The organism is Streptomyces sp. NPDC055955 (assembly GCF_042270245.1).
In the GTDB taxonomy this organism is placed as follows: domain Bacteria; phylum Actinomycetota; class Actinomycetes; order Streptomycetales; family Streptomycetaceae; genus Streptomyces.
Genome location: NZ_JBHJYS010000013.1, coordinates 199,925 through 225,478, shown reverse-complemented (window position 1 = coordinate 225,478; position 25,554 = coordinate 199,925). Strand labels below are relative to the sequence as shown.

21 protein-coding genes are annotated in these 25,554 nt (G+C 71.9%); 7 read left to right on the top strand and 14 right to left on the bottom strand.

The window, feature by feature from the left end; translation table 11 throughout:
* Positions 1-177 precede the first annotated feature (177 nt).
* The gene (locus ACFC96_RS26130; RefSeq protein WP_376614369.1) at positions 178-552 is read right to left on the bottom strand and encodes an MGMT family protein; all 375 of its coding nucleotides are present in this window, start codon (positions 550-552) and stop codon (positions 178-180) included.
* Between the two features lie 162 nt (positions 553-714).
* On the opposite strand from ACFC96_RS26130, the gene ACFC96_RS26125 reads away from it, so the two are divergent.
* The 3 genes from ACFC96_RS26125 to ACFC96_RS26115 all read left to right on the top strand — a co-directional run bounded on the left by ACFC96_RS26125 (position 715) and on the right by ACFC96_RS26115 (position 7,158).
* Positions 715-3,690: a lysylphosphatidylglycerol synthase domain-containing protein gene (locus tag ACFC96_RS26125; protein ID WP_376614367.1), complete on the top strand. Its 2,976-nt coding sequence runs from the start codon at positions 715-717 to the stop codon at positions 3,688-3,690.
* A gap of 195 nt (positions 3,691-3,885) precedes the next feature.
* Positions 3,886-5,430, top strand: coding sequence for an alpha/beta hydrolase (locus tag ACFC96_RS26120; protein ID WP_376614365.1), 1,545 nt, complete (start codon positions 3,886-3,888; stop codon positions 5,428-5,430).
* Positions 5,431-5,571: 141 nt separating this feature from the next.
* Positions 5,572-7,158: an alpha/beta hydrolase gene (locus ACFC96_RS26115; RefSeq protein WP_376614363.1), complete on the top strand. Its 1,587-nt coding sequence runs from the start codon at positions 5,572-5,574 to the stop codon at positions 7,156-7,158.
* 106 nt (positions 7,159-7,264) lie between these two features.
* On the opposite strand, the gene moeZ is transcribed toward ACFC96_RS26115, so the two are convergent.
* From moeZ to ACFC96_RS26055, 12 genes are all read right to left on the bottom strand, one after another.
* On the bottom strand, positions 7,265-8,443 hold the full coding sequence (gene moeZ, locus ACFC96_RS26110; RefSeq protein ID WP_376614430.1) for an adenylyltransferase/sulfurtransferase MoeZ: 1,179 nt from the start codon (positions 8,441-8,443) through the stop codon (positions 7,265-7,267).
* A gap of 63 nt (positions 8,444-8,506) precedes the next feature.
* A complete protein-coding gene (locus ACFC96_RS26105) occupies positions 8,507-9,256 on the bottom strand; it encodes a spherulation-specific family 4 protein (RefSeq protein ID WP_376257952.1) in 750 nt (249 codons plus the stop codon).
* Positions 9,244-10,203 (bottom strand): NAD(P)-dependent oxidoreductase, encoded by a 960-nt coding sequence (locus tag ACFC96_RS26100; RefSeq protein WP_116510264.1) that lies wholly within the window; start codon positions 10,201-10,203, stop codon positions 9,244-9,246. The genes ACFC96_RS26105 and ACFC96_RS26100 overlap by 13 nt, the downstream gene beginning before the upstream one ends.
* A gap of 213 nt (positions 10,204-10,416) precedes the next feature.
* The gene (locus tag ACFC96_RS26095) at positions 10,417-11,739 is read right to left on the bottom strand and encodes a hypothetical protein (RefSeq protein WP_376614428.1); all 1,323 of its coding nucleotides are present in this window, start codon (positions 11,737-11,739) and stop codon (positions 10,417-10,419) included.
* Positions 11,740-12,191: 452 nt separating this feature from the next.
* On the bottom strand, positions 12,192-14,231 hold the full coding sequence (locus ACFC96_RS26090) for a DUF3492 domain-containing protein (protein ID WP_376614361.1): 2,040 nt from the start codon (positions 14,229-14,231) through the stop codon (positions 12,192-12,194).
* 188 nt (positions 14,232-14,419) lie between these two features.
* A complete protein-coding gene (locus tag ACFC96_RS26085) occupies positions 14,420-15,997 on the bottom strand; it encodes a dipeptide ABC transporter ATP-binding protein (RefSeq protein ID WP_376614359.1) in 1,578 nt (525 codons plus the stop codon).
* Complete coding sequence (locus ACFC96_RS26080) at positions 15,994-16,983, bottom strand: ABC transporter permease (protein ID WP_227297100.1); 990 nt, start codon at positions 16,981-16,983, stop codon at positions 15,994-15,996. Before ACFC96_RS26080 ends, ACFC96_RS26085 begins: the two co-directional genes overlap by 4 nt.
* Positions 16,980-17,978: an ABC transporter permease gene (locus ACFC96_RS26075; protein WP_376614357.1), complete on the bottom strand. Its 999-nt coding sequence runs from the start codon at positions 17,976-17,978 to the stop codon at positions 16,980-16,982. Before ACFC96_RS26075 ends, ACFC96_RS26080 begins: the two co-directional genes overlap by 4 nt.
* Before the next feature lie 4 nt (positions 17,979-17,982).
* Positions 17,983-19,701 carry an ABC transporter substrate-binding protein gene (locus ACFC96_RS26070; RefSeq protein WP_376614355.1) on the bottom strand — a complete coding sequence of 573 codons (1,719 nt, stop codon included), beginning with the start codon at positions 19,699-19,701 and terminating at the stop codon, positions 17,983-17,985.
* Positions 19,702-19,886: 185 nt separating this feature from the next.
* A complete protein-coding gene (locus ACFC96_RS26065) occupies positions 19,887-19,979 on the bottom strand; it encodes an Ms4533A family Cys-rich leader peptide (protein WP_376257939.1) in 93 nt (30 codons plus the stop codon).
* Between the two features lie 56 nt (positions 19,980-20,035).
* Positions 20,036-21,544, bottom strand: coding sequence for a DUF3152 domain-containing protein (locus ACFC96_RS26060; RefSeq protein ID WP_376614353.1), 1,509 nt, complete (start codon positions 21,542-21,544; stop codon positions 20,036-20,038).
* Complete coding sequence (locus ACFC96_RS26055) at positions 21,531-22,550, bottom strand: alpha/beta fold hydrolase (RefSeq protein WP_376614351.1); 1,020 nt, start codon at positions 22,548-22,550, stop codon at positions 21,531-21,533. Before ACFC96_RS26055 ends, ACFC96_RS26060 begins: the two co-directional genes overlap by 14 nt.
* A 148-nt stretch (positions 22,551-22,698) precedes the next feature.
* On the opposite strand from ACFC96_RS26055, the gene ACFC96_RS26050 reads away from it, so the two are divergent.
* The 4 genes from ACFC96_RS26050 (at position 22,699) to ACFC96_RS26035 (ending at position 24,569) form a co-directional block, all read left to right on the top strand.
* Positions 22,699-22,917, top strand: coding sequence for a hypothetical protein (locus tag ACFC96_RS26050; RefSeq protein WP_116510277.1), 219 nt, complete (start codon positions 22,699-22,701; stop codon positions 22,915-22,917).
* Positions 22,918-23,061: 144 nt separating this feature from the next.
* Positions 23,062-23,703 (top strand): TetR/AcrR family transcriptional regulator, encoded by a 642-nt coding sequence (locus ACFC96_RS26045; RefSeq protein ID WP_116510278.1) that lies wholly within the window; start codon positions 23,062-23,064, stop codon positions 23,701-23,703.
* Between the two features lie 144 nt (positions 23,704-23,847).
* Entirely contained in the window at positions 23,848-24,075 is a 228-nt protein-coding gene (locus ACFC96_RS26040; RefSeq protein WP_376257934.1) for a DUF3107 domain-containing protein, read from the top strand.
* A gap of 227 nt (positions 24,076-24,302) precedes the next feature.
* The gene (locus ACFC96_RS26035) at positions 24,303-24,569 is read left to right on the top strand and encodes a hypothetical protein (RefSeq protein ID WP_116510280.1); all 267 of its coding nucleotides are present in this window, start codon (positions 24,303-24,305) and stop codon (positions 24,567-24,569) included.
* 122 nt (positions 24,570-24,691) lie between these two features.
* On the opposite strand, the gene ACFC96_RS26030 is transcribed toward ACFC96_RS26035, so the two are convergent.
* Complete coding sequence (locus ACFC96_RS26030; protein WP_116513430.1) at positions 24,692-25,423, bottom strand: ferritin-like fold-containing protein; 732 nt, start codon at positions 25,421-25,423, stop codon at positions 24,692-24,694.
* Positions 25,424-25,554: the final 131 nt, after the last annotated feature.

Below are 25,554 nucleotides of genomic sequence, written 5' to 3'. Positions count from 1 at the left end.
GAAGCCGGGCTTCCGTCGGGTCCCCCGGGTCCCGTGCGGCACAGGTGTGCCGCGATTCACGAACGTGCGCGAGGGCGGCGAAGTGCCCCTGCCGCCCCGTTTCCCCCGTACGGGCGGCAGGCCACGTGTGCCTGCCGGCCGCAGGCCGCTGGTGCGCGGACGCGCTGGCGGGAGCTGTCAGGTGTGAGATTCCGCGCGTTCTTCGCCGTCCCACCGCGCGTGCCTCATGTCGAGGCGCGGGACGTGTCCCTCGGAGGCGCGGGAGGCTTCGCGCAGGGGGGTGCTCTCCGCGCGGTAGTGCGCCATGGCGTCCAGTTCGTGGCCGGGCAGCAGCACGCCGTCCGAGCGCACGACGCGCCACCACGGAACGGCTCCCCCGTAGAGGGCCATCACGCGTCCGACCTGGCGCGGGCCGCCCTCGCCGAGCCATTCGGCGACGTCCCCGTAGGTCATGACGCGCCCGGGCGGGATCAGCTCCGCGACCTCGAGCACCCGCTCCGCGTACTCCGGCAGCTCGCCCGCCGCACCGTTCTCCTCGCTCATCCGCCCCATCCTGCCGCACCCCACCGACACTGTGACGGCCCGGTCACGGGGCGTGGAGAGTCGTATGAAGAAGCACGAATCCTCGGTTGCGGGATACTTTGCTCCCCCGCATCGCACCCTGATGCCCCCCTGTGTCAGTGGGACGTGCCACCATCGTGCGGGCGGTGACCGGTGATACGAGACCAAGAAGAAACGACGGAGCAGCAGGGCGTGCATCCCGATAAGGCGGAGGGCACCTCTGGAGTTTCCGCGCGCCCGGACAGCGACGAGGCCGACCACTCCCCCGTGACCGAACGCCTGGGCCGGCCGGCCCAGGCGCCCCCGGCGGAAACGCCGTCCGAGGTCACGGAGGCCGCGCCCGAGAAGACCGCGGAGTCCCGGCCCGAGCGGGCCGAGGTCCCCCTCGTCGACCCGGAGCGCATCGACGCCGACGCGCATTCCGAGCGGGTGGACGGCGACGAACCGCTCCTCCCCGCGCGCGTGCACCGCCCCTCCGACCTGATGCGTCTCCTGGTGGGCGTTCTCGCGATCGCCGTGCTTCTGTCGATCGCCGCCTTCGCCCACGGCACGACCTCGGGTCTTCAGCAGGACATCAGCAAAGGCACGGGCGCCGCCCCCGACCTCATGATCAAGTTCGCGGGGCTCGCGTCGAGCATCGCGATCCTCCTCGTCCCGGTCGCCTTCGCGATCGAGCGGCTGATCAAACGCGACGGGCTGCGGATCGCCGACGGTGTTCTCGCGGCCGTCCTCGCCCACGGGGTGACGCTCGCGACGGACCTGTGGGTCGCCCAGGGCGCCCCGGGGTCGATCCAGGACGCGCTCACCCGCCCGTCGCCGGGCGACATCCACGCGCTGACCGATCCGGTGCACGGCTATCTGGCGCCCGTCATCGCCTATATGACGGCCGTGGGAATGTCCCGCAGACCACGATGGCGCGTGGTGCTGTGGGTGGTGCTGCTGCTCGACGCGTTCGCGATGCTGGTCACCGGCTACACGACACCCTTCTCGATCGTCCTGACGGTCCTCATCGGCTGGACTGTCGCCTACGGCACGCTCTACGCGGTCGGTTCGCCGAACGTGCGGCCCACCGGCCAGACGCTCCTCGCCGGCCTGCGGCACGTCGGCTTCCACCCGGTGAGCGCGGCCCGCGAAGAGACCCACGAGGGCGCCACGGAGAACGGGGACAGGGGGCGGCGCTACTTCGTCACCCTGGAGGACGGCCCCCCGCTCGACGTCACCATCGTCGACCGGGAACAGCAGGCTCAGGGCTTCTTCTACCGCGTGTGGCGCCGGCTCACGCTGCGCGGGATCACCACGGGCCGCAGCCTCCAGTCCCTGCGGCAGGCGCTCGAGCAGGAGGCCCTCCTCGCGTACGCGGCGATCGCGGCCGGGGCCAACGCGCCGAAGCTGATCGCGACGTCCGAGCTCGGCCCCGACGCGGTGATGCTCGTGTACGAGCACACGGGCGGCCGTTCGCTGGACTCGGTGCCGGACGAGGAGATCACCGACGAGCTGCTGCGCGACACCTGGCACCAGGTGCAGGCGCTCCAGTCGCGGCGTATCGCTCATCGGCGGCTCACCAGCGACGCGATTCTGGTGGATCGTTCCGGCACGGTGATCCTGACGGATCTGCGCGGCGGCGAGATCGCGGCCGGGGACCTGATCCTGCGCATGGACATCGCGCAGCTCCTGGCCACGCTGGGCCTTCGTGTGGGCGCCGAGCGTGCGGTGGCGTCCGCCGTGGGCGTGCTCGGGCCCGACGCGATCGCCGACTGTCTGCCGCTGCTCCAGCCCATCGCGCTGAGCCGTACGACGCGCTCGACCCTGCGCAAGCTCGGCCGGGAGCGTTCGGAACGCGAGCGCGAGGCCGTGCTCGAGGCGTCGCGCAGGGCGAAGCAGGCCCGTCTGGACGAGGCGGCCCTCGCCGGGGCCTCTCCCACCGAGGAATCGACGCCTACGGAGAGGGCCACCGAGAAGACGCCCTCTACGAAGACGGCCGCCGAGCGGATCACGCCCCCGTCGGCCAAGACCTCCGCGAAGGTCGAACGGCAGACCGAGAAAGCCGAGCGACAGGCGGAGAAGGCCGAGCGGCAGGCCGAGAAGAAGGCCCTGGACGAGGCTCTGGACGAAGCGCGCGAGGAGGATCTCCTCACCCAGATCCGCCATCAGGTGCTCCGCATCCGTCCGCAGGCACCCGTCGAACCGGCTCGTCTGGAGCGCGTCCGACCGCGCACCCTCGTGAGCTTCATCGCGGGCGCCATCGGCGCGTACTTCCTGCTGTCGCAGCTCACCCACATCGAGTTCGGCACGCTGTTCGACCAGGCCCAGTGGGGCTGGGTCGCCGCCGCCGTCCTGTTCTCGGCGCTGAGCTACTTCGCCGCCGCGATGAGTCTGCTCGGCTTCGTGCCGGAGCGGGTGCCGTTCCTGCGGACGGTCGCCGCCCAGGTCGCCGGCTCGTTCGTGAAGATCGTGGCACCGGCCGCTGTCGGCGGTGTGGCGCTCAACACCCGCTTCCTGCAACGCGCGGGCGTGCGCCCCGGGCTCGCGGTGGCCAGTGTCGGCGCCTCCCAGCTCTTCGGTCTGGGCGCCCACATCATGATGCTGCTGACCTTCGGCTATCTGACCGGCACGGAGAAGACCCCGTCCCTGTCGCCGTCCCGGACGGTCATCGCGGGCCTGCTGACCGTCGCGGTCCTCGTGCTCGTGGTCACGTCGATCCCGTTCCTGCGGAAGTTCGTCGTCACGCGCGTGCGGTCCCTGTTCGCCGGCGTCGTACCGCGCATGCTGGACGTACTCCAGCGGCCGCAGAAGCTGATCACCGGCATCGGCGGCATGCTTCTCCTGACAGCCTGCTTCGTGATGTGTCTGGACGCGTCGATCCGCGCCTTCGGGGACGAGTCGACGACGCTCAGCCTGGCCAGCGTCGCGGTCGTGTTCCTCGCGGGCAACGCGCTCGGTTCCGCCGCGCCTACGCCGGGCGGCGTGGGCGCGGTCGAGGCGACCCTGACGGTCGGCCTCATCGCGGTCGGACTGCCCAAGGAGGTCGCGGCCCCGGCCGTGCTGCTCTACCGGCTCCTGACCCTGTGGGTACCGGTGCTGCCGGGCTGGCTCTTCTTCAACCACCTCTCTCGGAGGGGCTCCCTGTAGGAGCACGTTTCCACGAGCGCTCCCTGTGGGGACGCGTTTCCGGGAGGACCCCCGTAAGGACGCGTGTCCGGGAGGGCTCGCGGACAGCGCGACGGCGTCAAGGCGTCTCTTCAGAGCCCTCCCCCGGAGCCGCGCCGCTCACCCGCACGGCCCCCGCCCCGAGCGCCCAGTGAGCCGTCGCCGCAGGATGGATGCATGCCCAATCCGTCCCGGCCGCGTGCCGCTGCCCTGGCCGCCGCCGCCCTCCTCATGGCCTCCGCCCTCGCGGCGTGCAGCAGCGATCCCAAGGACACGGACCTGGCGTCCCAGACCCTCAGCTGGAAGGACTGCCCCGCGCCCTCGGAGTCGGAGGGCGGCGGCCCGGCGCCGTCCCCGCTGCCGGGCGGCGCCGCCTGGGAGTGCGCCACCATGAAGGCCCCCCTCGACTGGGGCAAACCCAAGGGCGACACGATCGGCATCGCGCTCATCCGCGCCAAGTCCTCCGGCCCCGAGGACAAGCGCATCGGGTCGCTCATCTTCAACTTCGGCGGACCGGGCGGCTCCGGAGTCACCACGCTGCCCGCGTTCGGCAACGAGTACGCGAAGCTGCGCACCCGCTACGACCTGGTGAGTTTCGACCCCCGCGGCGTCGGCCGCAGCGACGGCGTGAAGTGCGAGAACGACAAGCAGCTCGACGAGTACTTCCAGCAGGACGCCATGCCCGACGACGCCGCCGAGACGAAGGAGTTCGTCGGCAACATCACCCAGTTCAACAACGCCTGCGAGACGAACTCCGGGAAGGTCATCCCGCACGTCGCGACGACGGACGCGGCACGCGACATGGACCTGATGCGGAAGGTGCTCGGCGACGACAAGCTGCACTACTTCGGGATCTCGTACGGCACCGAACTGGGCGGCGTGTACGCCCACTTGTTCCCCAAGCACGTGGGCCGCGCCGCCTTCGACGGCGTCGTCGACCCCACCCAGAACTCCGAGGAGGGCTCCCTCGGCCAGGCCAAGGGCTTCCAGCTCGCCCTCGACAACTACGCGAAGGACTGCACCTCCAAGGTCGAGGACTGCCCGGTCGGAGACACCCCCGAGCAGGTCAAGGCCAAGATCGCGAAGCTGCTCAAGGACCTGGACACCAAGCCGATCCCCGGGATCTTCCCGCGCCAACTGACCCAGACCGCCGCCACGAACGGCATCGCGCAGTCGCTGTACTCCAAGGACTTCTGGGAGTACCTCACCGAGGGTCTCGTCCAGGCCTACGAAGGCGACGGCAGGATCCTCATGCTCCTTTCGGACTCCATGAACGGCCGCAGCGAGGACGGCAAGTACAGCAACATCCAGGCGGCCAACGTCTCCGTCAACTGCGCCGACGACAAGCCCCGCTACACGACGGCGTACGTCAAGTCGAAGCTGCCCGAGTTCCGCGCCGCCTCTCCCCTGTTCGGCGACTACCTCGCGTGGGGCATGCTCAGCTGCACGAACTGGGCGGTCCCCGGCGCCGCGGACCACCCCGACGTGAGCGCGCCCGGCTCGGCGCCGATCCTCGTCGTGGGCAACACGGGCGACCCGGCCACCCCGTACGAAGGCGCGAGGAAGATGGTCGACGCGCTCGGCAAGGGTGTCGGGGTGGAACTCACCTACGTGGGGCAGGGCCACGGCGCGTACGACAGCGGGAACAAGTGCGTACGAGGCGCTGTGGACGGATATCTGCTGAACGGGACGGTCCCGAAGGCGGGCACGGTCTGCAAATAGCGGCTGCGGTCGGCATGTTCGGCTCGCGTGCCCGGCCGTCGCCGGGCACGCTGCCGCAGAGGATTGTCAGTGGCGCTGCCTAGGATGGTCTGACTGTCTTCGGACCGGAGGCAGGCGAGGGGGATCGCCAGGGGGGTGCCTGTGTCGCGTCATGTTCGTTCGTTCGCGCTGCTGGCCGCGGGGCTGCTGGTGGCAGGTGCCGCCGCCGGCTGCGGCGGGTCGGCAGACAAGGCCGGACGCGGCGAGGGGAAGGGGCGCACGCAGCCACCGCGCTCGTCGCCGTCGCCGGGCTCGGACAAGGCCGGCCGCGCCGGCACACTGCCCGCACTGCCCGCCGCGCTCACGTCTCAGCGGCTCGACTGGGGCCGCTGCAAGGCCACCGACGACGGCCCCGCGCCCGGCTCCGACTGGCAGTGCGCGACGCTGAGGGCGCCGCTCGACTACGCGAAGCCGGACGGGGAGACCATCGGCGTCGCCCTCATCCGCGCCAAGTCCACGGGCGGAAGCGGACGTTCCGGCTCGCTCCTGTTCAACTTCGGCGGGCCGGGCGGCTCCGGGGTCTCGATGCTGCCCGCCTTCGCACCGGACTACGCGAAGCTGCGCGAGCGCTACGACCTGGTGAGCTTCGACCCGCGCGGCGTCGGCGCGAGCGAGGGAGTGCGCTGCCGCGACGACAAGGCGATCCAGGCCGCCGAGTCCGTCGACCTCACGCCGGACACCCCCGCCGAGGAGCGGGCGTACTTCGAGGACGCCGCAGACTTCGGCGCGGGCTGCGCCCGGCAGGCCGGCAAGCTGCTCGGGCACGTGTCGACGGACGAGACGGCCCGCGACATGGACCTGGCGCGCCAGGCACTCGGCGACGACAAGCTGCACTACATGGGCATCTCCTACGGGACCCAACTGGGCGGTGTGTACGCGCACTTGTTCCCCGGCAAGGTGGGGCGGCTCGTGCTGGACGCCGTGGTCGACCCCGCCGCGGACACCGTGGGCCACGCCGAGAACCAGACGAGGGGCTTCCAGCGGGCCCTCGACAATTACCTCAAGTCCACCGGCCAGGACCCGGATCAGAGGTCCCGGAAGATCGCCGCTCTGCTGAAGCGGCTCGACGCGAAGCCGCTGCGGGCCTCGGGCGGCCGCGAGCTCAACCAGTCGCTCGCGACGATCGGCATCACGGTCACCCTGTACAGCCAGAGCAGTTGGCCCGCCCTGACGCGTGGCCTGGAGGCGGCCGAGAAGGGGGACGGTACGGCGCTGCTCACCCTGGCCGACGCGTACAACGAGCGGAGCCCCGCAGGGCATTACAGCTCGCAGAGCCACTCGCAGCGGGCGATCTCCTGCCTCGACGACAAGGAGCGGCCGACGCCGGCGCAGGCGAAGAAGCGGCTCGCGTCGTTCCGTGAGATCTCGCCGGTCTTCGGGGAGTTCATGGCCTGGGACACGGCGGGCTGGTGCCACGACTGGCCGGTGCCGGGCCAGTACGCGACACCCGAGGTGAGCGCTCCGGGCGCCGCCCCGGTCCTCGTCGTGGGGAACACAGGCGACCCGGCGACCCCCTACGAGGGCGCCCGCCGGATGGCGGACGAGCTCGGCAAGGGCGTCGGCGTCGAGCTCACCTGGAAGGGCGAGGGGCACGGCGCGTACGGCAGCGGGTCGAGCTGTGTCGACTCGACGGTGAACGACTACCTCCTGGAGGGCCGAATACCGCGCGACGGGAAGGTCTGTTCCTGACGCGGACGCCGACGGGGCGCCCCATGACGAACGGGCCCCGCACGCGAGGTGCGGGACCCGTTCGAAAAAGCTGCCCCCTGACCGGCGGCATCGGCCGGCGGGCGGTCTAGTAGACCGGCTTCTCGGGCTCGATCTGGTTGACCCAGCCGATCACGCCGCCGCCGACGTGCACGGCGTCCGAGAAGCCCGCGGACTTCAGGACGGCGAGGACTTCCGCACTGCGGACACCCGTCTTGCAATGCAAGACGATCTTCTTGTCCTGCGGGAGGTTCTCCAGGGCGGTGCCCATGAGGAACTCGTTCTTCGGGATCAGCCGGGCGCCGGGAATCGAGACGATCTCGTACTCGTTCGGCTCGCGGACGTCGATGATCTCGATGCTCTCGCCGTCGTCGATCCACTCCTTGAGCTGCTTGGGAGTGATCGTCGAGCCGGCCGCCGCCTCCTGGGCCTCCTCGGACACGACGCCGCAGAAGGCCTCGTAGTCGATGAGCTCGGTGACGGTCGCGTTCGGGCCGCAGACCGCGCAGTCGGGGTCCTTGCGGACCTTGACCTGGCGGTACTGCATCTCCAGGGCGTCGTAGATCATCAGGCGGCCGACGAGCGGCTCGCCGACACCCGCGAGGACCTTGATCGCCTCGGTGACCTGGATGGAGCCGATGGACGCGCACAGCACGCCCAGGACGCCGCCCTCGGCGCAGGAGGGAACCATGCCGGGCGGCGGGGGCTCCGGGTAGAGGCAGCGGTAGCACGGGCCGTGCTCGGACCAGAACACCGAGGCCTGGCCGTCGAAGCGGTAGATCGAGCCCCACACGTACGGCTTGTTGAGCAGCACGCACGCGTCGTTGACCAGGTAACGGGTCGCGAAGTTGTCCGTGCCGTCGACGATCAGGTCGTACTGGCTGAAGATGTCCATCACGTTCTCGGCCTCGAGCCGCTCTTCGTGGAGGATCACGTTCACGTACGGGTTGATGCCGAGGACGGAGTCCTTGGCGGACTCGGCCTTGGAGCGGCCGATGTCGGCCTGGCTGTGGATGATCTGGCGCTGGAGGTTCGACTCGTCGACCTCGTCGAACTCGACGATGCCGAGCGTGCCCACACCGGCCGCGGCCAGGTACATGAGCGCCGGCGAACCGAGGCCGCCCGCACCCACGGCGAGCACCTTGGCGTTCTTCAGCCGCTTCTGCCCGTCCATCCCGACATCGGGGATGATCAGGTGGCGGGAGTACCTGCGGACCTCGTCTACGGTGAGCTCAGCAGCTGGCTCTACCAGGGGTGGCAGCGACACGGGGGCTCCGTTGATCGTCATTTCGGAACAGTGGTTCTTGCGTCAACACTGCCACGCCCCTCTTCATTCCGAGACACCCGTTCCGACCCGCGAGACGATGTCGTCCCAGTACCCGGGCATGGCCTCCCAGGGATCGGCCGCGCCGCCGCGGTCCGTGCGGTCGGTGAAGTAGATCGTCCCCGCGCCCTGCCAGCGGGCGATGCGCAGCGCCTCGTCGAGGTGCCCGCGGGGGACGCCGTGCACGAAGTGGCAGAAGCGGTCGGGCGGGTAGTCGGCGGTCCACTCGGCGACCTGGGACCAGCGGTAGTCGCTCCACGGCCCGGAGAACGTCACCAACTGGTCGGCGGTCTCGGCGTATCCCGGGTAGGGGTGCGTGCCGTGCCCGAGGACGACATGGGCGTCCTCGCACAGGGCGCGCAGCGTGGTGACGATGCGCCGGACCTCGGGGAGGGCCGCCCGCTCGGTCGGGCAGCGGCCGAGGGAGAACCCGTCGACGCGGTACCAGTCGAGATAGCGGTGGGCGTCGGAGACGACCTCGCCGAACGAACGGGCGCCGTAGGTGAGATCGAGATGGCCGAGGACCCGTACGTCCCGGTTGCGCAGCCTGCCCGCGGCTTCGAGGCAGTGCGGGTCGGGGCGGGCCCCGGGTCCGTCCGCCACGTTCAGGACGACCCAGTGCAGGGGGGTTCCGGGGCGGGTGAGTTCGGCCCACTCGACGGGCGCCATGAGGGGGTGTGCGTAGCCGGGGATGCCGAAGCCGAGCCGTATGTCGGTGCTCGCGGTCCCGGAGAACATGGGGGTCAGATACGGCATGCCGCTTCCATCCAGATGTCGGCGAGTGATTCCTCGAGGTTGATGCGGGGGCGCCAGCCGAGGCGGTCGCGTGCGGTGCGCACGTCGGCCTGCTGCCAGCTGCCGCAGCCGTCCGGGTACGGGTACGCGGCGGGTGCCACGTGGTCGGGGTCGGAGCGGGGGTGGCCGAGCGTCGGGCGGACGGGGCCGCCGGGTGAGTCGAGCTCGTGGAGCGCGCCGCCGAAGCCGGCGACGCGGGCGAGTACGGACGCCGCGTCGCGCAGCCGGACGGCACGGCCCGAGCCGATGTTGATGACGCCCTGCGCGGCGGAGAGCGAGGCGGCGTGGACGGCGCGGGCCACGTCGCGTACGTCGATGAAGTCGCGCTGCGCGCCGAGTCCGCCGAGCTTGAGTTCGCCGTCGCCGGACTGCATGGCGCGGCGCATGGCCTCGGCGAGACGGCCGAGGGGCGAGCCGGCGGGGGTGCCGGGTCCGGCCGGGGAGAACACCCGCAGGACGACGGCGTCGAGTCCGGAGCCGAGGACGAGTTCCGTCGCGGCGAGCTTGCTCACGCCGTACGGTCCGCCGGGCCTCGGCACGGCGTCCTCGGCGGTGGAGGAGCCGGGCTGCGAGGGCCCGTACTCGGCGCCGCAGCCGATCTGGACGAGGCGGGCGCCGCAGCCGCTGCGCCGCAGGGCCTCACAGATGGTGGCGACGGCGACGGTGTTGTGGCGGGTGAGGTCGCGGGCGCCGCCGCGCGTGGCTCCCGCGCAGTTGATGACGACTCCGGGGTGGACCGCGTCGAGGAAGCGGGTCAGTGCGCCCGGGCTTCCGGTGGCGAGGTCGAACCGCACGTCCGCGTCGTCCCCCCTGCCGAGTGCGGTGAGCTGCACGGCGGGGTCGGCGAGGAGACGGTCGGCGACGAACCGGCCGAGGTATCCGTTGGCTCCGATCAGCAGCACCCTCATCGGGCGGCTCCCTGGGTGAGCTGTCCGAGCTCTCCGGGAAGTCCTGGGCGCCCGGGGCGTCTGGATGGTCCGGGGCCTCCGGGGGGAGGGGTGGTCATCTCGCGTTCTCCTTAGAGGTGTTGCCGTGGGTCTTCGGAAGGCCCGCGGTGTCGGCCCCGCGGGAGGGAAGCGGCCGGCCGGCCTCTTCGTGTGGTCGTACGGCGTCGGACGCGGTCACGGAGCGGTGTCCGTGGGCGCGTGGGCGGAGGCCCTGGTGAGAGTGCGGGCCGCGTGGACGAGGAGGGTGAGCGCGGCGGCGCCGCAGGCCAGGCCGGGTACGGTGCCGGGTCCCCAGGTGTCGACGGCCGTCTCTACGGGGACGGCGAGGAAGCCGCAGCCGGGAAGGCGGCCGGCGAACACCGTGCAGACCGCGAGCACCTCGGCCGCGGCGGCTGCGCCGAGGACGACGGCGGGAGCGTGGGCGCGGCCGTGCGCCGTGAGCAGGCGGGCGAGCAGCAGGAGCGCGCCGAGCGTCCCGGCACCGGCGTAGGGGGCGTCCTCGCCGAGTACGGCGGCGGCCACCCCGATGAGGGTCCACAGCGCACACAGGAAGAGCGCGAAGACGGCGAGGAGGAGGGGGCGTACGGAAGCGGCGAACTCTTCGAGGCCCCGGCTGGAGGCGAGTCTGCGCCGGGCCACGGCACCGAAGAGCTGGGCGCACCAGACGCCGGGCGCGACGGCGAGGGCGAGGGCGAGGAGGGGGGCGGTGGCGGGTGCCCAGGCCTCGTCGGGACCGCCCGCCACGGCGCCGCTCAGGAGTCCGTCGCCGAAGAGCGCGTAGGCGAGGAGCCAGCAGGTCCAGGCGCGGGTGGCGGGCACGGTGTGGGCGGTGGCGCGCAGCGGGCCCCGGCGCAGGGCCGCCCGGAGTGCGGCGGAGACGGCGAGCACGCCGCCGGCTCCGACCGCGAGCCGCAGTCGTCCGCCGGTGAGGTCGAGTCCTACGAGGGTGAGGGCGCCCAGCGTCCCGGGCAGCAGCGCGAGGGCTGCCCAGACGGGGCGCCGGGCGCGCGCCGCCTCGGACACGGCGTGCCGGGCGCGCGCCGCCTCGGACACGGCGTGCCGGGTTTCCGGTTCGATGTCGCTGTCGCGGGGGACGCGCGCGTACATCTCTTCGGCGAGCGAGAAGACGTCGCGGTGCCGGAAGCGGGCGGCGGTCCGGTCGGTCACGCCGTGGGCCTCCAGACCGGCGGCGATCTCCAGGGCGTCGACAGCGCGCTCGCACAGCTCGCGGTGCCGGTGCATCAGCGCCTTCACGGGGTCCACGCCGGTACGGCGACGGCTGCCGCCGCTGGCCTCGTCGGCCTTGGCGGGGCTGCCGCCGGTGGCCTCGTCGGCCTTGGCGGGGCTGCTGTCGTTGGCGGGGCTGCCGGTGTTGGCAGGGCTGCCCGCGTTGGCGAGACCGCCGGTGTTGGTGGGACTGCTGGTGCTGGCGAGACTGCCGGTGCTGCCGGTGCTGCCGGTGCTGCCGGGAGGGGAGGCCGGCGGAGGAGACGGCACGTCGGGGAGCGGGCTGCCCGATGATGCGGCTGCGGCGGTGACGCGCCAGGCCGCGGGTTCACTCAACAGCGCTTCGTCGGCCACGGCGGGGTCGAGGCCACGCGCCAGGAAACCCGGTTCAGCCTCCGGCTCGGGCTCCGCACGCCACTCGGCCCCCGGCCCAGCCCCCGACTCCGGCTCCGCACACCGATCCGACTCGGGCTCCCCATCCGGCCCCGCCCCCGGCTCCGCACGCCACTCGGCCCCGGGCCCATCCCCCGGCTCCGCACATCGCTCCGGCGCCCGTCCAACCCCCGGCCCCGGCTCAACACTCGCCCCGGCCCCCGGCCCCCGCCCCCGCCCCGGCTCCCCCAGCGCCTCCTGCGAGCCCGCACCCCACGCGTCCGCGCCGCCCGGCACCTGCGGCGCGTCCAGGCCCGCGCTCACGACCGTCTCGCTCAGCCCCTGCTCGCTCACGCCTCCCCCTCCCCGCCGGGAAAGGCTCCGGCCAACTGGCCCTGCTCACCGGCCGGCCGCTCCCCGCCACCGCCCGCACCAACCGCGCCGCCCGAACCAACCGTGCCGCCCGAACCAACCGCACCGCCCGAACCAACCGCGCCGCGCGAACCAGCAGCACCGCGCGGGCTCCCGACGGCACCGCCCGAACCAACCGCACCGCCCGAACCAACCGCGCCGCGCGAACCAGCAGCACCGCGCGGGCTCCCGACGGCACCGCCCGAACCGATCCCGCCGCTCGCGCCCACCGGACCGCCCCCAGGGGCCGCCGCCTCGCCCTCCGTCCCCGCCCAACTGGGCGCGCCCGCAGAGGCGGAGCGCCCCGCCAGCCACGTGCCGAAGCCGCCGCCCGACTCACTCGTCGGTGCGGTCCAGCGGCCCGGTACATGGGCCTCCAGGGGGTTGGCGAAGGGCAGGGGTTCGCCCGCGTCGTCCACGGGTTCGCGGCGCACGGGGCAGTGAGAAACGATCTCCAGGTAAATGCCGTGAAATGCCGTGATGTTCTGCTCGACGGTGAAGAGTTCGAGGGCTCGCGCCCGCGCGGCGGCGCCGAGCCGTTCGCGGCGCCCCGGGTCACGCAGCAGCGACACACACGCCTCGGCGAGCGCCCTCGGATTGCGCGGCGGGACCACCAGGCCGGTGCCGCCGATGACCTCGACGACGGCGCCCGCGTCGGTCGAGACCGTCGCTCGTCCGCAGAACATCGCCTCGACGAGGCTGATGGGAAACCCCTCGACGATGCTCGACAGGACGACGACGCTCCCGGCGGCGTACGCGTCCGCGAGGGCGGGCGTCTCGGGCCCGCCGATCTCCTCGAAGGAGACCGGATTGTCGCCCATCGCGTGGGCGCCCTCCGCCTCGTCGGGGAAGAGCTGGGCGGCGAGGGCCTTGCAGTGGGCGAGGTAGGCGGCGGCGTCGGGCCCCTCGGCGGGCGCCCCGACGAGGCGCAGGCGGGCCTTGGGTTCCTCCTTGCGGATCTCCGCGAAGGCGTGGAGGAGGGAGATCAGGTCCTTGGAGGGCTCGATGCGGCCGACCCAGACGAGGGTGCCGGGCTCCCCCGGTTCCTCGCGCTCGCCGATCTCGGTGAAGCGGGAGGCCTCCATGCCGGGGTGAACGGTGCGCAGTTTCGCCCGGTCGGCGCCGCACCGCTCCTGCCAGCGCCGGGCATGCGTGTTGCCGGGGGTGATGATCGCGGCCTGCCGGTAGGTCTCGGCGGCGAGGCGGCCGTGGAACGCGGCGAGCATCGCCCTTACGGGGGCGGTCAGTTCGGCGTCGCCGGCGGCGATGTAGTGGGCCCGCAGCTGTACGCCGTACTCGGTGACGAGGAGGGGGACGCCGGAGAAGTGGCGGGCGACGAGCCCGGGAAGGGCGGCGGGGCCGCCGGAGGTGGCGTGGCACAGGTCGACCGCGCCGAGGCCGTCGTCGCCGTACCAGTCGAGGGAGAGCGGGCGCAGGGCGCGTTCGATCTGGCCGGCGACGGCGAGGAGGTCGGGGACGCGGGCGGCGCGGGCCGCGCGCAGGGCGCGCGGTGCGCGGCAGGCGCGCTCCAGTGTGCGCACGGCGGTTTCGGAGCGCAGGGCTCCGACGAGTCCGCCTTCGTCGCGGGCTAGCTCGGCGAGGGCGTACAGCGCGTTGCCGAAACGGTCCGCCTCGGCGGCGGCGGGATCGGCGGGCGCACCCGTGGGGGCGGTGGTGCCGGGGGACGCCCCGGTGCAGACGGCCGCGGCGAGCTCCGCGTACGCGTCGGCGAAGCGTCGCCTGCTGCGGCGTCCGTAGCCGGTGCCGTCGTCGTCGGCGGTCCACATCGGCGCGGTGCGCACCCGGCTGACCTGCGGCGGCAGTTCGATCCAGCCGCGGTCCTCCTGGTCCTGACTGCGGCTGAGCGCGTAGAGGTCGAACTCGTGCTGCTCGAGCCCGCGCACGAGCCGGTCGCACCAGAGCCTGGCCTCACCGCTCACATACGGATAGCCACCCTCCGTAAGCAGTCCGATGCGCACGAGCACACCCCCGATCTCCCGTCTGGGGAGCCGCCGTTGGTCCGGCGGCTCAGCGGGACGAAGGTATGCGGACATGCCGGTGGCGTGATGGACGGTTGTCCATCACGCCACCAAAAGGGGTGAACGGCCGTAACTTTCCCGCGCGGGTGGCGTTCTGTCGCGCTACACGCTCATCCGGTCACGGAGTGTCATGCCGCGGCCAGCTCTCTGCGGGCGGAGCGTCGTCGCGCGGCGACGGCCGGATCGAGCGCCGGCACGGCGGCGAGGAGCTGCCGGGTGTACGGGTCCTGTGGCGCTCCGTAGACCTCGTCCACGGTGCCGTACTCGACGACGCGTCCCTTGCGCATGACGGCGACCCGGTCGCTGACCTGGCGGACGACGGCGAGGTCGTGGGCGATGAAGACGAGGGCGAGGCCCAGCTCGTCCTGGAGTTCCCGCAGCAGGCCGGTGACCTGGGCCTGGGTCGTGACGTCGAGGGCGGAGACGGCTTCGTCGCACACGATGATGCGCGGTTCGGCGGCGAGCGCGCGGGCGATCCCGACGCGCTGGCGCTGGCCGCCGCTGAACTCGTGCGGATAGCGCCCGTAGTGCGCGGGGTCGAGCCCGACGCGTTCCAGGAGTTCCTCGACCCGGCCGCGCACCTCCTTGTCGCCGCGCGCCCGCAGCGGGTCGGCGACGGACTCCCCCACGCTGCGGCGGGGGTTGAGGGAGGAGACGGGGTCCTGGAACACCATCTGCACGCCCGTGTCGGCGCGCGCCCCCGAAAGGAGCACCTGTCCGGACGTCGGTTCGAGGAGCCCGACGAGCATCCTCCCGAGCGTGGTCTTGCCGCTGCCGCTCTCGCCCACGATTCCGAGGGTCTCGCCCCGGCGCACGGCCAGGGAGACCCCGTCGACGGCGGCGAGGGCGCGCTTGCCGCGCCCGAACTCCCGTCGCAGGTCGACCGCTTCGAGCAGGGCGTCGCCGGTCGCCTCCGGGCGCTGCGGGCGTGGCGCGTCGACGCTGGGGACGGCGCCGAGCAGTTCCTTCGTGTAGGCGGCGGAGGGTGCGCCGAGCATGTCGGCGACGGCTCCGCGTTCGACGGCGCGACCGTGGCGCATGACGAGGACGTCGTCGACGCTCTCGGCGGCGACGCCCACGTCGTGGGTGACGAGGACGAGACCCATCCCGGTCTCCTGGCGCAGTCCGTGCAGCAGGTCGAGGATCTGTGCCTGGACGGTGACGTCGAGGGCGGTGGTCGGTTCGTCGGCGACGAGGAGGGCGGGTTCGCAGGCCAGGGCCATGGCGATCAGGGCGCGCTGGCGCATGCCGCCACTGAACTCGTGGGGGCGCGAGCGCGCGCGGCGGGCGGCGTCGGGGATGCCGACCCGGTCGAGCACCTCCACGGCACGCGCGCGTGCGGCACGCCGGGACGCCTTGGAGTGCACGCGGTACACCTCGGCGATCTGGTCGCCGACGGCGTGGTACGGGTCGAGGGAGGACAGCGGGTCCTGGAAGACCATCGCGGCCGTCCCGCCCCGCAGCCGCCGCAGTGCCTCGCCGTCGGCTTCCTGTACGTCGGTGCCGGCGACCCGCACCGAGCCGGTGACGCGCGCGCCGGTCCCCCGGTGGAGGCCGAGGAGCGCGGAGGCGACCGTGCTCTTGCCGGACCCGGACTCGCCGACGACGCCGAGCGCCGCGCCCTCCTCCAGGCGGAAGGAGAGGGTGTCGACGGCCCGCAGGTCCCCGAACTCGACGGTGAGGGCGTCCACTTCGACGAGGCTCATGACAGGACCACCCGTCGGTCGGCCACCGCGTACAGGACGTCCGCGACGGCATTGGCGAGTACGACGAAGAAGCCGGTGACGAGGACCATGCCGACGACGACCGGCAGGTCGACGACGTTGACGGCGTGCACGAGTTCGCGGCCGAGTCCGGGGATGCCGAACAGGGTCTCGCTGAGCACGGCGCCGCCGAACATGGAGCCGAAGTCGTTGGCGTTCAGGGCGATGACAGGGGCGACGGCGCCGCGCAGGGCGTGCCGTCCGATGATGGAGCGTTCGCCGACCCCGTAGGCGCGGAAGGTGCGCACGTGGTCCTCGGCGAGGGTCTCCAGCATGGAGGCGCGGGTGAGGCGCGCGTACTTGGCGGCTTCGATGAGGGCGAGCGACAGCCAGGGCAGGAGCAGGTTCCAGGCCCACTGTTCGGGGTCGTCGGTGAAGGGCACGTACTGCGGGAAGGGCAGCCACTGGAGCTGTCCGCAGACGACGATCATCAGCAGCAGGCCGATGACGAAGACGGGCGTGGCCGTGCCGGCGAGGGTGATGCCGGTGAGGATCCGCTCCGTGGGACGACCGCGCCGCCATGCGGACAGGACGCCGGTGCCGACGCCGAGGATCAGCCACAGCACCATGGCACCGAGCGCGAGCGAGGCGGTGGCGGGCAGCTTGGTGAGGATCAGCTGCGTGACCTGCTGGTCGGTCTGGTACGAGAAGCCGAGGCAGGGGGCGTCGCAGTGCTGGAGCGCGGTGCCGGTGGAGAAGTCCTGTCCTACGAAGATGCCCTGGAGGAAGTGCCAGTAGCGCAGGTACAGCGGGTCGTCGAGCCTCAACTGGTCGGCGACCTGCTGCACTTGGGCGGGCGAGCAGCGGGGGCCGCAGCTGATCTGGGCGACGTTGCCGGGGGCCGCGTAGAAGACGACGTAGATGATCACGGAGATGGCGAGCAGGGTGACGGCGGCGCCGATCGCCCTGCGCAGCAGGAAGCCGGTCATGCCCCGGCCTCCCGCTTGCGGCCCGTGCCGATGCGCAGGCGGGACGCGGCGCGCGGGTCGAGCGCGGTGCGCACGCCGTCACCGAGAACGGTGAGCGCGAGCACGGTCACGAAGAGCGCCCCGGCGGGCAGCAGGAGGTACTGCGGCGCGGCCTGGTACCAGACGTCGGCGGCGGTGAGCATCTGCCCCCAGGAGGGGGTGGGCGGTTTGACGCCGACGCCGAGGAACGAGAGGGCCGCCTCGACGGTGACGTTCGTCGGGACGAGCAGGGACGCGTACGTGATGACGGGCGCGGCGAGCGAGGGGAGGAGTTCGCGGCGGGCGATCTGCCAGGTGGGCCAGCCGCTGAGCCGGGCCGCGGCCACGAAGTCGCGTTCCTTGAGGGTGATGGTCTGGGCGCGCACGATCTTGGCGGTGCCGCCCCAGGCCACGAACCCGATCACGAGGGCGACGAGGACGGGCCGGGGAAAGCCGCTCGGGACGATCGCCATGAGGGCGAGCGCGAGGATCATCAGGGGCAGCGCGACGATGACGTCGGTGGCGCGGCTGAGGATCTGGTCGACCCAGCGGTTGCCGAGCCCGGCCGCGATGCCGACGGTGACGCCGATGAACACCTGCACGACGGTGGCGGCGAGTGCGACGCCGAGGGAGACCCGGGCGCCGTAGACGAGGCGGGTGAACAGGTCGCGTCCGGTCTGCGGTTCGACGCCGAGCCAGTGCTCGCCGCCGGCCCCGCCGAACGCGCCGACGGGCACGCCGCCGCGCGCGGAGTCGATGAGGTGGGGGTGGTACGTGTTCGGGTCCTGGCCCTCGATCAGCGCGAGGAGCGGGGCTCCGAGCGCGATCAGGACGAGCAGGGCGACGACGGCCGCCGCGACGAGGGCGGCGCGCTGCGTGCGCAGGCGCCGCCAGAACTGACGGGCTCCGGAGACGGGGGCGGACGCCGTGAGGGCGCCCGCCCCTGCGGTCTCCGAGGCCACAAGTGCCTCGGTCATCGCGTCACTTCACCGAGACCTGCGAGATGTCGAGCACACCGGTCCAGTCGCTGATGACGATGTTCTTGACGTCCGGTCCGTACAGGCGCTTGTACACGGGGTGGAACAGCGGCACGGTCAGCGCCTGCTCCCCGATCTTCTTGTCCAGTGCACCCCAGCGCTTGGCGGCAGCGTCAAGATCGGTCAACTTGTTGATCGAGTCGATCTCGTCATTGACGGACTTGTCATCGAGGAAGCCGGTGTTGAAGTTCGCGCCGTCCTTGACGATCTGCCGGCCGTCGAAGATCGGGGCGAGGAACGGGCCGCCGGAGGGCCAGTCGGCTCCCCAGTGCGCGAGGAAGAAGCCGGGCTCCTTCTTGGCGCTGTGGATCGTGTCGGAGTAGTCGTTCGCCTCCAGGCCCTGGAGCTTGACGGTGATGCCGGCCTTCTTCAGGGCGTCCTGGAGGGCGGTGGCGATCTCCGGGCTGGTCTCGAAGTCCTTGGCGTTGGAGTGCGTGAGGGTGACGGTCAGACCCTTCTTGTAACCGGCCTCCTTGAGCAGCTCCTCGGCCTTGTGCGCGTTGCCCGAGGCGCCGGCCGGGAAGTGGTCGTAGGCGGTGTAGCCGAAGGACTTCTGGTTGGGCAGATAGGTCGTCGCGGCCTCGGCGAGCGAGGAGCCGCCGGCCGCGTTGATCACCGACGAGCGGTCGACGGCGGTGGCGATGGCCTGGCGCACCTTCGGGTTGTCGAACGGCTTCACCTTCGGGTTGAAGGCGATGTAGTTCGTATAGCCGAAGTGGCCGGTGCCGACGCGGGCGGCGAGCTTCTTGTCGCCGCTGACCTTGGCGAGTTCGGCGGGGCCGAGGTTGGTGTCGGTGGTGACCGCGGCGGCGTCGGCGCCCTGGCCCGCGGAGAGCCGCTGGTTGATGACGGAGGAGTCGAGACCGGAGCGTACGTCGATCCGGTCCGGGTAGGCCTTGCGCTCCTCGTCGGTCGTCGCGGACCAGTGCGTGTTGCGCTCCAGGACGAGCCGCTCGCCGTCGTTCTCGTTCTTCACGACCTTGTACGGGCCGGACGAGACGGGGTGCTCCTCGTACTTCGTGCCGGTGTCCTTGGCCTTGGGCACGGGTGTGAACTGCGTCTGCGTGGCCAGGTACGGGAACTCGCCCTCGGGCTTGTTCAGGTGGAAGACGATGGTCCGCGCGTCCGGGGTCTCGATCGAGTCGAGGCCCTTCTTGTCCTTGTACGGGCCCTGGTAGTCGGCGCCGCCGATCAGCCAGTCCCTCAAGTACGGTGCGCCGCCGGAGAGTTCCGCCGCGAAGGACCGCTCGATGCCGTACTTGATGTCGGCGGACGTGATGGGTGAGCCGTCCTCGTAGGTGACGCCCTTCTTCAGGGTGTACGTCCACACGGTCGCGTTCTTGCTGGGCTTGCCCAGGTCGGTGGCGAGGTCGGGGACGACCTTGGCGCCCGCCGCTCCGTCCTCGCGGTTGCGGGTGGTCAGCGTGCGGAAGACGAGCGAGGGGACGTTGCCGCCGCCGGAGGTGTAGAGCCGCGCCGGGTCGAAGTCGGACTGCGGGTTGGAGTTGAGGACGGTGAGGGTGCCGCCCTTCTGCGGCTTGGCGTCGGAGCTCCCCCCTGCGTCGCTGTCCTTGGGCCCGGCGCAGGCGGCGGCGCCGGCGGCGAGGACCACGCTGACGGATGCGGCGGCCACGCGGCGCGCTGTGACGGACGGTTGACGCATCGGAAATCGACCCCTTGGGGAATGTGCGCTGCGCTGGGCAGCAGAGGGCAGGCAGGGAAATGCGCAGAACTCGCCCGAGGCACGTCGACAGCCGGAAACCGCGAAACCGGAAACCCTGAGAAGAAATAGGGGTGGACACCGGAAAAGGGGAGATTAAATGCGACGCAGCACGCCAGGGGCGGGCGTCAGCAACAGTGCACGTCGGCGACGCACAGCGCGGTCACGCCGATGAGCGTGAGCTCAATGGCGTTGCGCGAGGGTGCGTGGCGGTGCGACATGCGGAGAAATATGAACGAACTTTCGCCGGATGTCAACGCGACCTCCGCCCTGCGGCTCAACTCTCGGGAAAGGCCCAGGGGTTGGGCTTGCAGGTGATTCCGTCGAAGGTCAGGAACTTGGTCTGCTGCTGCATGACGGGCGCGAGCGCGCCGTTCTTCGCGCAGGTCACATGGTTGAACCCGAGCCGGTGCCCGACCTCGTGATTGATGAGCATCTGACGGTACAGATGGATCTTGTTCCCGTACGTCGTCGATCCCTGCGCCCACCGATAGGCGTTGATCATGACGCGGTCGGTGGCGGCGGAATCGCAGGACACATTGTCCTCGGTCGTGTCGAGCCCGGATTTCGCGCACCAGACGCCGGTGGTCCCCGGACTGGCCAGCGTAATGACGAAATCGGGCTTCCCGGAGGAAATCCGCTCGAAAGTCCTGCCCCCGTCGTGGGCCCAACTGCGGTCGTCGTTCAGAGTCTTCTGCACGGCCTGCGCGAACAGCGCGCCGTCGAGCCCCAGCCCGTTCTCCACGTCGATCCGGTACCGGAACTTCTCCCCCTTGCCCGGCGCCTTGTCGAATCCGGGCACCGCGGTGAACTTCCCGGAGCCCTTGAGCTTGGCGGAAAGGGGATACGTCCGGCCCATCTTCTGGTCGTACGTCAGCGGGGTGACGGGCCGCGCCTTGCCCTCGGGGGTGGCGCGGTCGTCCGACCGGGACGCCGACCCGGCCGTCGACCGCTCGCCGGGCCCGGCCGCGGATCGCGCGTGGCCGTCGGCCGCCTCGCCACGGCCCTGGACGACGTGCCCGGCGACGACGACGGCGAGCACGGTGGTCACGGCGGCGGCCGCGATGCCGGTGTACGTACGGCCCCTGCCCCGTTTGTCACCCGGCTCCTCGTCCTCGGCAGAACCGGCGGCGGCCAGGTCGGGCTCGCCGCCCCCCGCGTCCCGGTCGGTGACAGCGCCGTAGGGCTCGGAGGGACGGGCAGGCGGGGCGAACGCGTCCACGTAGTCCTGCCGGGGCCTGCTCCGGGGTGACGGCACGACCGGCGCGGCCGCGTAACCGACGCCCATGCGGGTCTCGCCCCGGGCGCCCCCCTCGAACTGCTCAGGGTGCCCACCGCGCACATGCGGAACGCCGTGCGCGGGCGTGCCCTGCGGGAATCCGTGGGAAGGCGTCACGCGGGGCGACCCATGAACCGGAGTCCCCTGCGCCGGGAAACCGTGCGGCGGGGTCGCCTGGGGAAAGCCGTGTGCGGGCGTCGCCTCGGAGAACCCACGCGTGGTGGGCCCCTGCGGCGGAGCCGCCTGCGGAAAGCCGTGTGCGGGCGTCGCCTCGGAGAACCCACGCGGCGGCCCGGCGTTCGGCGACGGGCCGCGGTACGGAGCCTGCCCCGGCTGAGCCTGCGCGCGCCCAGCGCCCTGCTGTGCCCGGGGTCCCGGCGTGGAGGGACGTGGCACATCGGGGGCGCCGCGCCTGCGGCGGCCGCTGCCTGCGGCGACCGGTGCCCCGGCCTCCTCCGCGTCGTCCAACGGTGCCGGTGCCGGCCCCCGGCGGCTATGCCGTCCCACTCGCCGCCTCAGCTCCCCGCCCGCTCGTCTCGTCGCTCTCGGTCGATCCCCCCGCGTCCGCGAGGAGTTCACGCATCGCCGTGGCGACCGTCTCCGGATACTCCATCATCGCCACGTGCCCCGCGTCCGGCAGCGTCAGGAGCCGCGAGGAACGGAACGTCCGCGCGGCCCGCGCCGCCATACGGTAGGACACGAGCTGGTCGCGTCCACCGTAGACGAGGAGCGTGGGCGCGAGGACACGTTCGGCCTGACGCCACAGCCCATGCTGCCCGCCCAGGGTGTACGCGTTCACGACGCCACGCGCCGAACGGGTCATCGCGTCCCAGAAATAAGGCAGTTGAAGCCGCCGCTCCATCTCCTCGACGGCGGCTCGGTATCCCTCGGGGGTGACCCGGCCGGGATCCCCGTAACAGAGTGCCGTGACGCCGCGCACCCGCTGTTCGGCGGTCCAGTCCCTGCTGAGGCGGGTGAAGAGCGAGGCCACGCCCGGTACGGCCAGCAGTGCGGTCGGCACCGCCGTGCGCTGCACGCGGATCTCCGGCAGCGCGGGCGAGACGAGCGTGAGGGTGCGGACGAGATCGGGCCGTACGGCCGCGACCCGTGTCGCGATCGCCCCGCCGAGGGAGTTGCCGACGAGGTGGACGGGCCCGCGGCCCGCCGCGTCGAGGTGGCGGATGACGGCGCGGGCGTGCCCGGTCACCGAGTAGTCGCCGTCGTCCGGCGGCGGGGAGTCGCCGAAGCCGGGCAGATCGAGCGCCTCGCCGTCGACGACGTCCTCCAGGAGCGGCATCAGGGCCGACCAGTTCTGCGAGGAGCCGCCGAGGCCGTGCACGTACAGCGCGGGAGGCAGCCCTGCGCGGGTGCCGGGGCGGGAACGAACGGTGAGCGTGAGCCCCGGCAGGCCGACCGAGTCGAGCCGCTCACCCTCCGCGATCCGGACGGTTCCCGGCTTGGGCGCCGCGGCTGCGAAGGCGGCAGGCACACGCGGCGACTCGGTCGAAGACATGCGGGATATGTTACGAGACGATCACGCACTGGATCGTGTGTTCGCCGTCACAGATCGCATCGCGCCCCTTTGCGGTGTCTCCTACGCTCAGATCTGGGCACCCGCCCACATGAGGACGCACGAGGACACATGAGGGAAGGGAGCCGCCATGACGGTCGACCCATCCGACCCCGACACATTCGAGCGGCAGGAGGACGACGCGGAGTTCGGCGTCGAGGCCCCCGAGGCGGACGCGGCCGAGCAGCTCACGGAGCTCTCGCCGCACCGGGACGACCCTCCGGCGGACGCCGACCCGGACGCCGCGAACGAGGCGGACCGTGCCGAGCAGGCCCGCGTGGTGGATCTGGACGAGGACGACTATCGGTGACCTGCCCGTATTTGCCCGCATGCGGACTGTTTTCATAGCTGTCCGGTCCGTGAAATTGTGCGTCTGCACCGCGCGCACCACGGTTACCGAAAAGTACGATGGCGAAGCGGCGCACACCGCACACGGACAATCTTGGGAGGCGGCGTGACAGCCATCGAGCAGACAGAGGCAGCACGCCCTCGGGGCACGCGCCTGCCGCGCCGTGCCCGACGCAACCAGCTTCTGGGCGCGGCCCAGGAGGTATTCGTCGCGCAGGGCTATCACGCGGCGGCCATGGATGACATCGCGGAGCGCGCGGGCGTCAGCAAGCCGGTGCTCTACCAGCACTTTCCCGGCAAGCTCGACCTCTACCTCGCCCTGCTCGACCAGCACTGCGAGGCGCTTCTGCTCGCCGTGCGCACGGCGCTGGCCTCCACGTCCGACAACAAGCAGCGGGTCGCGGCCACGATGGACGCGTACTTCGCCTACGTGGAGGACGAGGGCGGCGCGTTCCGCCTGGTCTTCGAGTCGGACCTGACGAACGAGCCCGCGGTGCGCGAGCGCGTGGACCGAGTCAGCCTGCAGTGCGCGGAGGCGATCTCCGACGTGATCGCCGAGGACACGGGCCTGTCGAAGGACGAGTCGATGCTGCTCGCCGTCGGCCTGGGCGGCGTATCGCAGGTCGTGGCGCGCTACTGGCTCTCCAGCCAGTCGCAGATCCCCCGCGACAAGGCAGTGACGCTCCTGACCTCTCTGGCCTGGCGCGGCATCGCCGGCTTCCCTCTGCACGGCACCGACCACCACTGACGAGGCGCGGCCCACGGCGGTCCACGGTCTTGTTCGCTCCTGGCGTGCAGCGTGGACGCCGGGTACGTCCCCTCACCGGGCTAATGTGTGCGGGGTACGGCGCGGTCGTCCGCGCACATCACGGATCGTCGGAGGGACAAGGCCGTGGAGGTCAAGATCGGCGTGCTGCACACGCCCCGCGAGATCGTTCTGGAGAGCGGCCAGACCGCCGAGGAAGTCGAGAGCGCGGTGTCCGAGGCACTGTCCGGCAAGGCGCAGCTGCTGTCGCTCGTGGACGAGCACGGCCGCAAGGTCCTGGTGCCCGCCGACCGCCTGGCGTACGTGGAGATCGGTGAGCCGACGGTGCGCAAGGTGGGCTTCGGCCCGATGTAGGCCCCGCGCGCGGCGGCACGAAAGACATACGGGAAAGGCCCGGTGGCATCCGCCACCGGGCCTTTCCCGTACCTGTTCCGTACCTGGTCGCGGGCCTGTCCGCGACGCTGCGGCCCTCACAGGGCGGACACAGCGGACCCATACGGGGAGGATTGCATTCCGCAGCCGGGGGGTACACCGGTCAAGACCGATTTGCACCACGGCCAATGCGGGAGGGACCTCACACGATGCTCCTGGAAGCGCTCGGCTCCGCCCTGCTCGGCCTCGGCCTTGCCTGGGCCGCGACTGTCCGCCTGCCCCGTCGGCTCCCGCCCCGGGCGCTCGTACTGCCGACAGGGATCGCGGGTGCGCTCTTCGGGGCATTTCTGACCCACACCGCGCTCGGCTCCGGCCACGCCCTCGCCACTCTCGCCGGAGCGGTCGTCGTGGGGGTGGCTTTTCTGTCGCTGCTGCTGCGCCCCTCAGCCCGAGTCCGCCGGTCGGCGCCGGCCTAGGGCCTGCCTTTCGTTCGGCGAGCCCGGCCTGATCCGGACGACAGGCCGCAGGGCCTCGCGTCCGCCGGCAGGGCGGCAGAACGAAAGACCCTCGACCGTGACCCACCGGCGGTGAAGCGGGCTCAGGCCGCGAGCCCCAGCGCGGCCATCCGCTTGGTGTGCGCCTCGGTGATCCGCGAGAACATCCGGCCCACCTCCGCGAGGTCGAACCCGTCGGCCACGCCGCCGACGAGCATCGTCGACAGGGCGTCCCGGTCGGCGACGACCCGCTGCGACTGTGAGAGCGCCTCGCCCATCAGGCGGCGAGCCCACAGCGCGAGCCGGCCGCCCACGCGCGGCTCGGCCTCGATCGCGGCCCGCACCTTCTCCACGGCGAAGCTGGCGTGGCCGGTGTCGTCGAGGACGGCGAGGACGAGGGAGCGGGTGTCCGAGTCGAGCCGGGCCGCGACCTCACGGTAGAAGTCGCTGGCGATCGAGTCGCCGACGTACGCCTTGACCAGACCTTCCAGCCAGTCCGACGGCGCGGTCTGCTTGTGGAAGCCGTCGAGCGCGGCAACGAAGGGCTCCATCGCCTCGGTCGGCTCGACGCCGATGGCGGAGAGCCGGTCGCGCAGTTGCTCGAAGTGGTGGAATTCGGCGGACGCCATTTTCGCGAGCTCGGCCTTGTCGCCGAGCGTAGGCGCCAGCTTCGCGTCCTCGGCGAGCCGCTCGAATGCGGCCAGCTCTCCGTACGCGAGTGCGCCGAGCAGATCCACGACCGCTGCGCGGTAATGGGGGTCGACGGATGCCTTGGCCCAGTCCTGGGCGGCGATTCCGGTGGGTTCGTCGGCTGCGGCGGTGTCAGGCGTCTCCATGAAGCGCACAATAGCCCGCCGACCGGCCCCCGGAAGTCCCTGGTCAATGACTGTGACGACGACTACGTGACCAATTCGGCCATCGCGCATGCGCGATTCCGGGGTATGGTGGTAAAGAGCCCGCCGGGTAC

What these genes read in the sequence shown, in the direction of transcription:
- ACFC96_RS26085 (WP_376614359.1), bottom strand. Translation starts at nt 15,997, where the DNA reads ATGAGCCTCGTCGAAGTGGACGCCCTCACCGTCGAGTTCGGGGACCTG.
- ACFC96_RS26105 (WP_376257952.1), bottom strand. Translation starts at nt 9,256, where the DNA reads ATGCCGTATCTGACCCCCATGTTCTCCGGGACCGCGAGCACCGACATA.
- ACFC96_RS26035 (WP_116510280.1), top strand. Translation starts at nt 24,303, where the DNA reads ATGCTCCTGGAAGCGCTCGGCTCCGCCCTGCTCGGCCTCGGCCTTGCC.
- ACFC96_RS26065 (WP_376257939.1), bottom strand. Translation starts at nt 19,979, where the DNA reads ATGTCGCACCGCCACGCACCCTCGCGCAACGCCATTGAGCTCACGCTC.
- ACFC96_RS26120 (WP_376614365.1), top strand. Translation starts at nt 3,886, where the DNA reads ATGCCCAATCCGTCCCGGCCGCGTGCCGCTGCCCTGGCCGCCGCCGCC.
- ACFC96_RS26100 (WP_116510264.1), bottom strand. Translation starts at nt 10,203, where the DNA reads ATGAGGGTGCTGCTGATCGGAGCCAACGGATACCTCGGCCGGTTCGTC.
- ACFC96_RS26130 (WP_376614369.1), bottom strand. Translation starts at nt 552, where the DNA reads ATGGGGCGGATGAGCGAGGAGAACGGTGCGGCGGGCGAGCTGCCGGAG.
- ACFC96_RS26075 (WP_376614357.1), bottom strand. Translation starts at nt 17,978, where the DNA reads ATGACCGAGGCACTTGTGGCCTCGGAGACCGCAGGGGCGGGCGCCCTC.
- ACFC96_RS26080 (WP_227297100.1), bottom strand. Translation starts at nt 16,983, where the DNA reads ATGACCGGCTTCCTGCTGCGCAGGGCGATCGGCGCCGCCGTCACCCTG.
- ACFC96_RS26055 (WP_376614351.1), bottom strand. Translation starts at nt 22,550, where the DNA reads ATGTCTTCGACCGAGTCGCCGCGTGTGCCTGCCGCCTTCGCAGCCGCG.
- ACFC96_RS26070 (WP_376614355.1), bottom strand. Translation starts at nt 19,701, where the DNA reads ATGCGTCAACCGTCCGTCACAGCGCGCCGCGTGGCCGCCGCATCCGTC.
- ACFC96_RS26050 (WP_116510277.1), top strand. Translation starts at nt 22,699, where the DNA reads ATGACGGTCGACCCATCCGACCCCGACACATTCGAGCGGCAGGAGGAC.
- ACFC96_RS26030 (WP_116513430.1), bottom strand. Translation starts at nt 25,423, where the DNA reads ATGGAGACGCCTGACACCGCCGCAGCCGACGAACCCACCGGAATCGCC.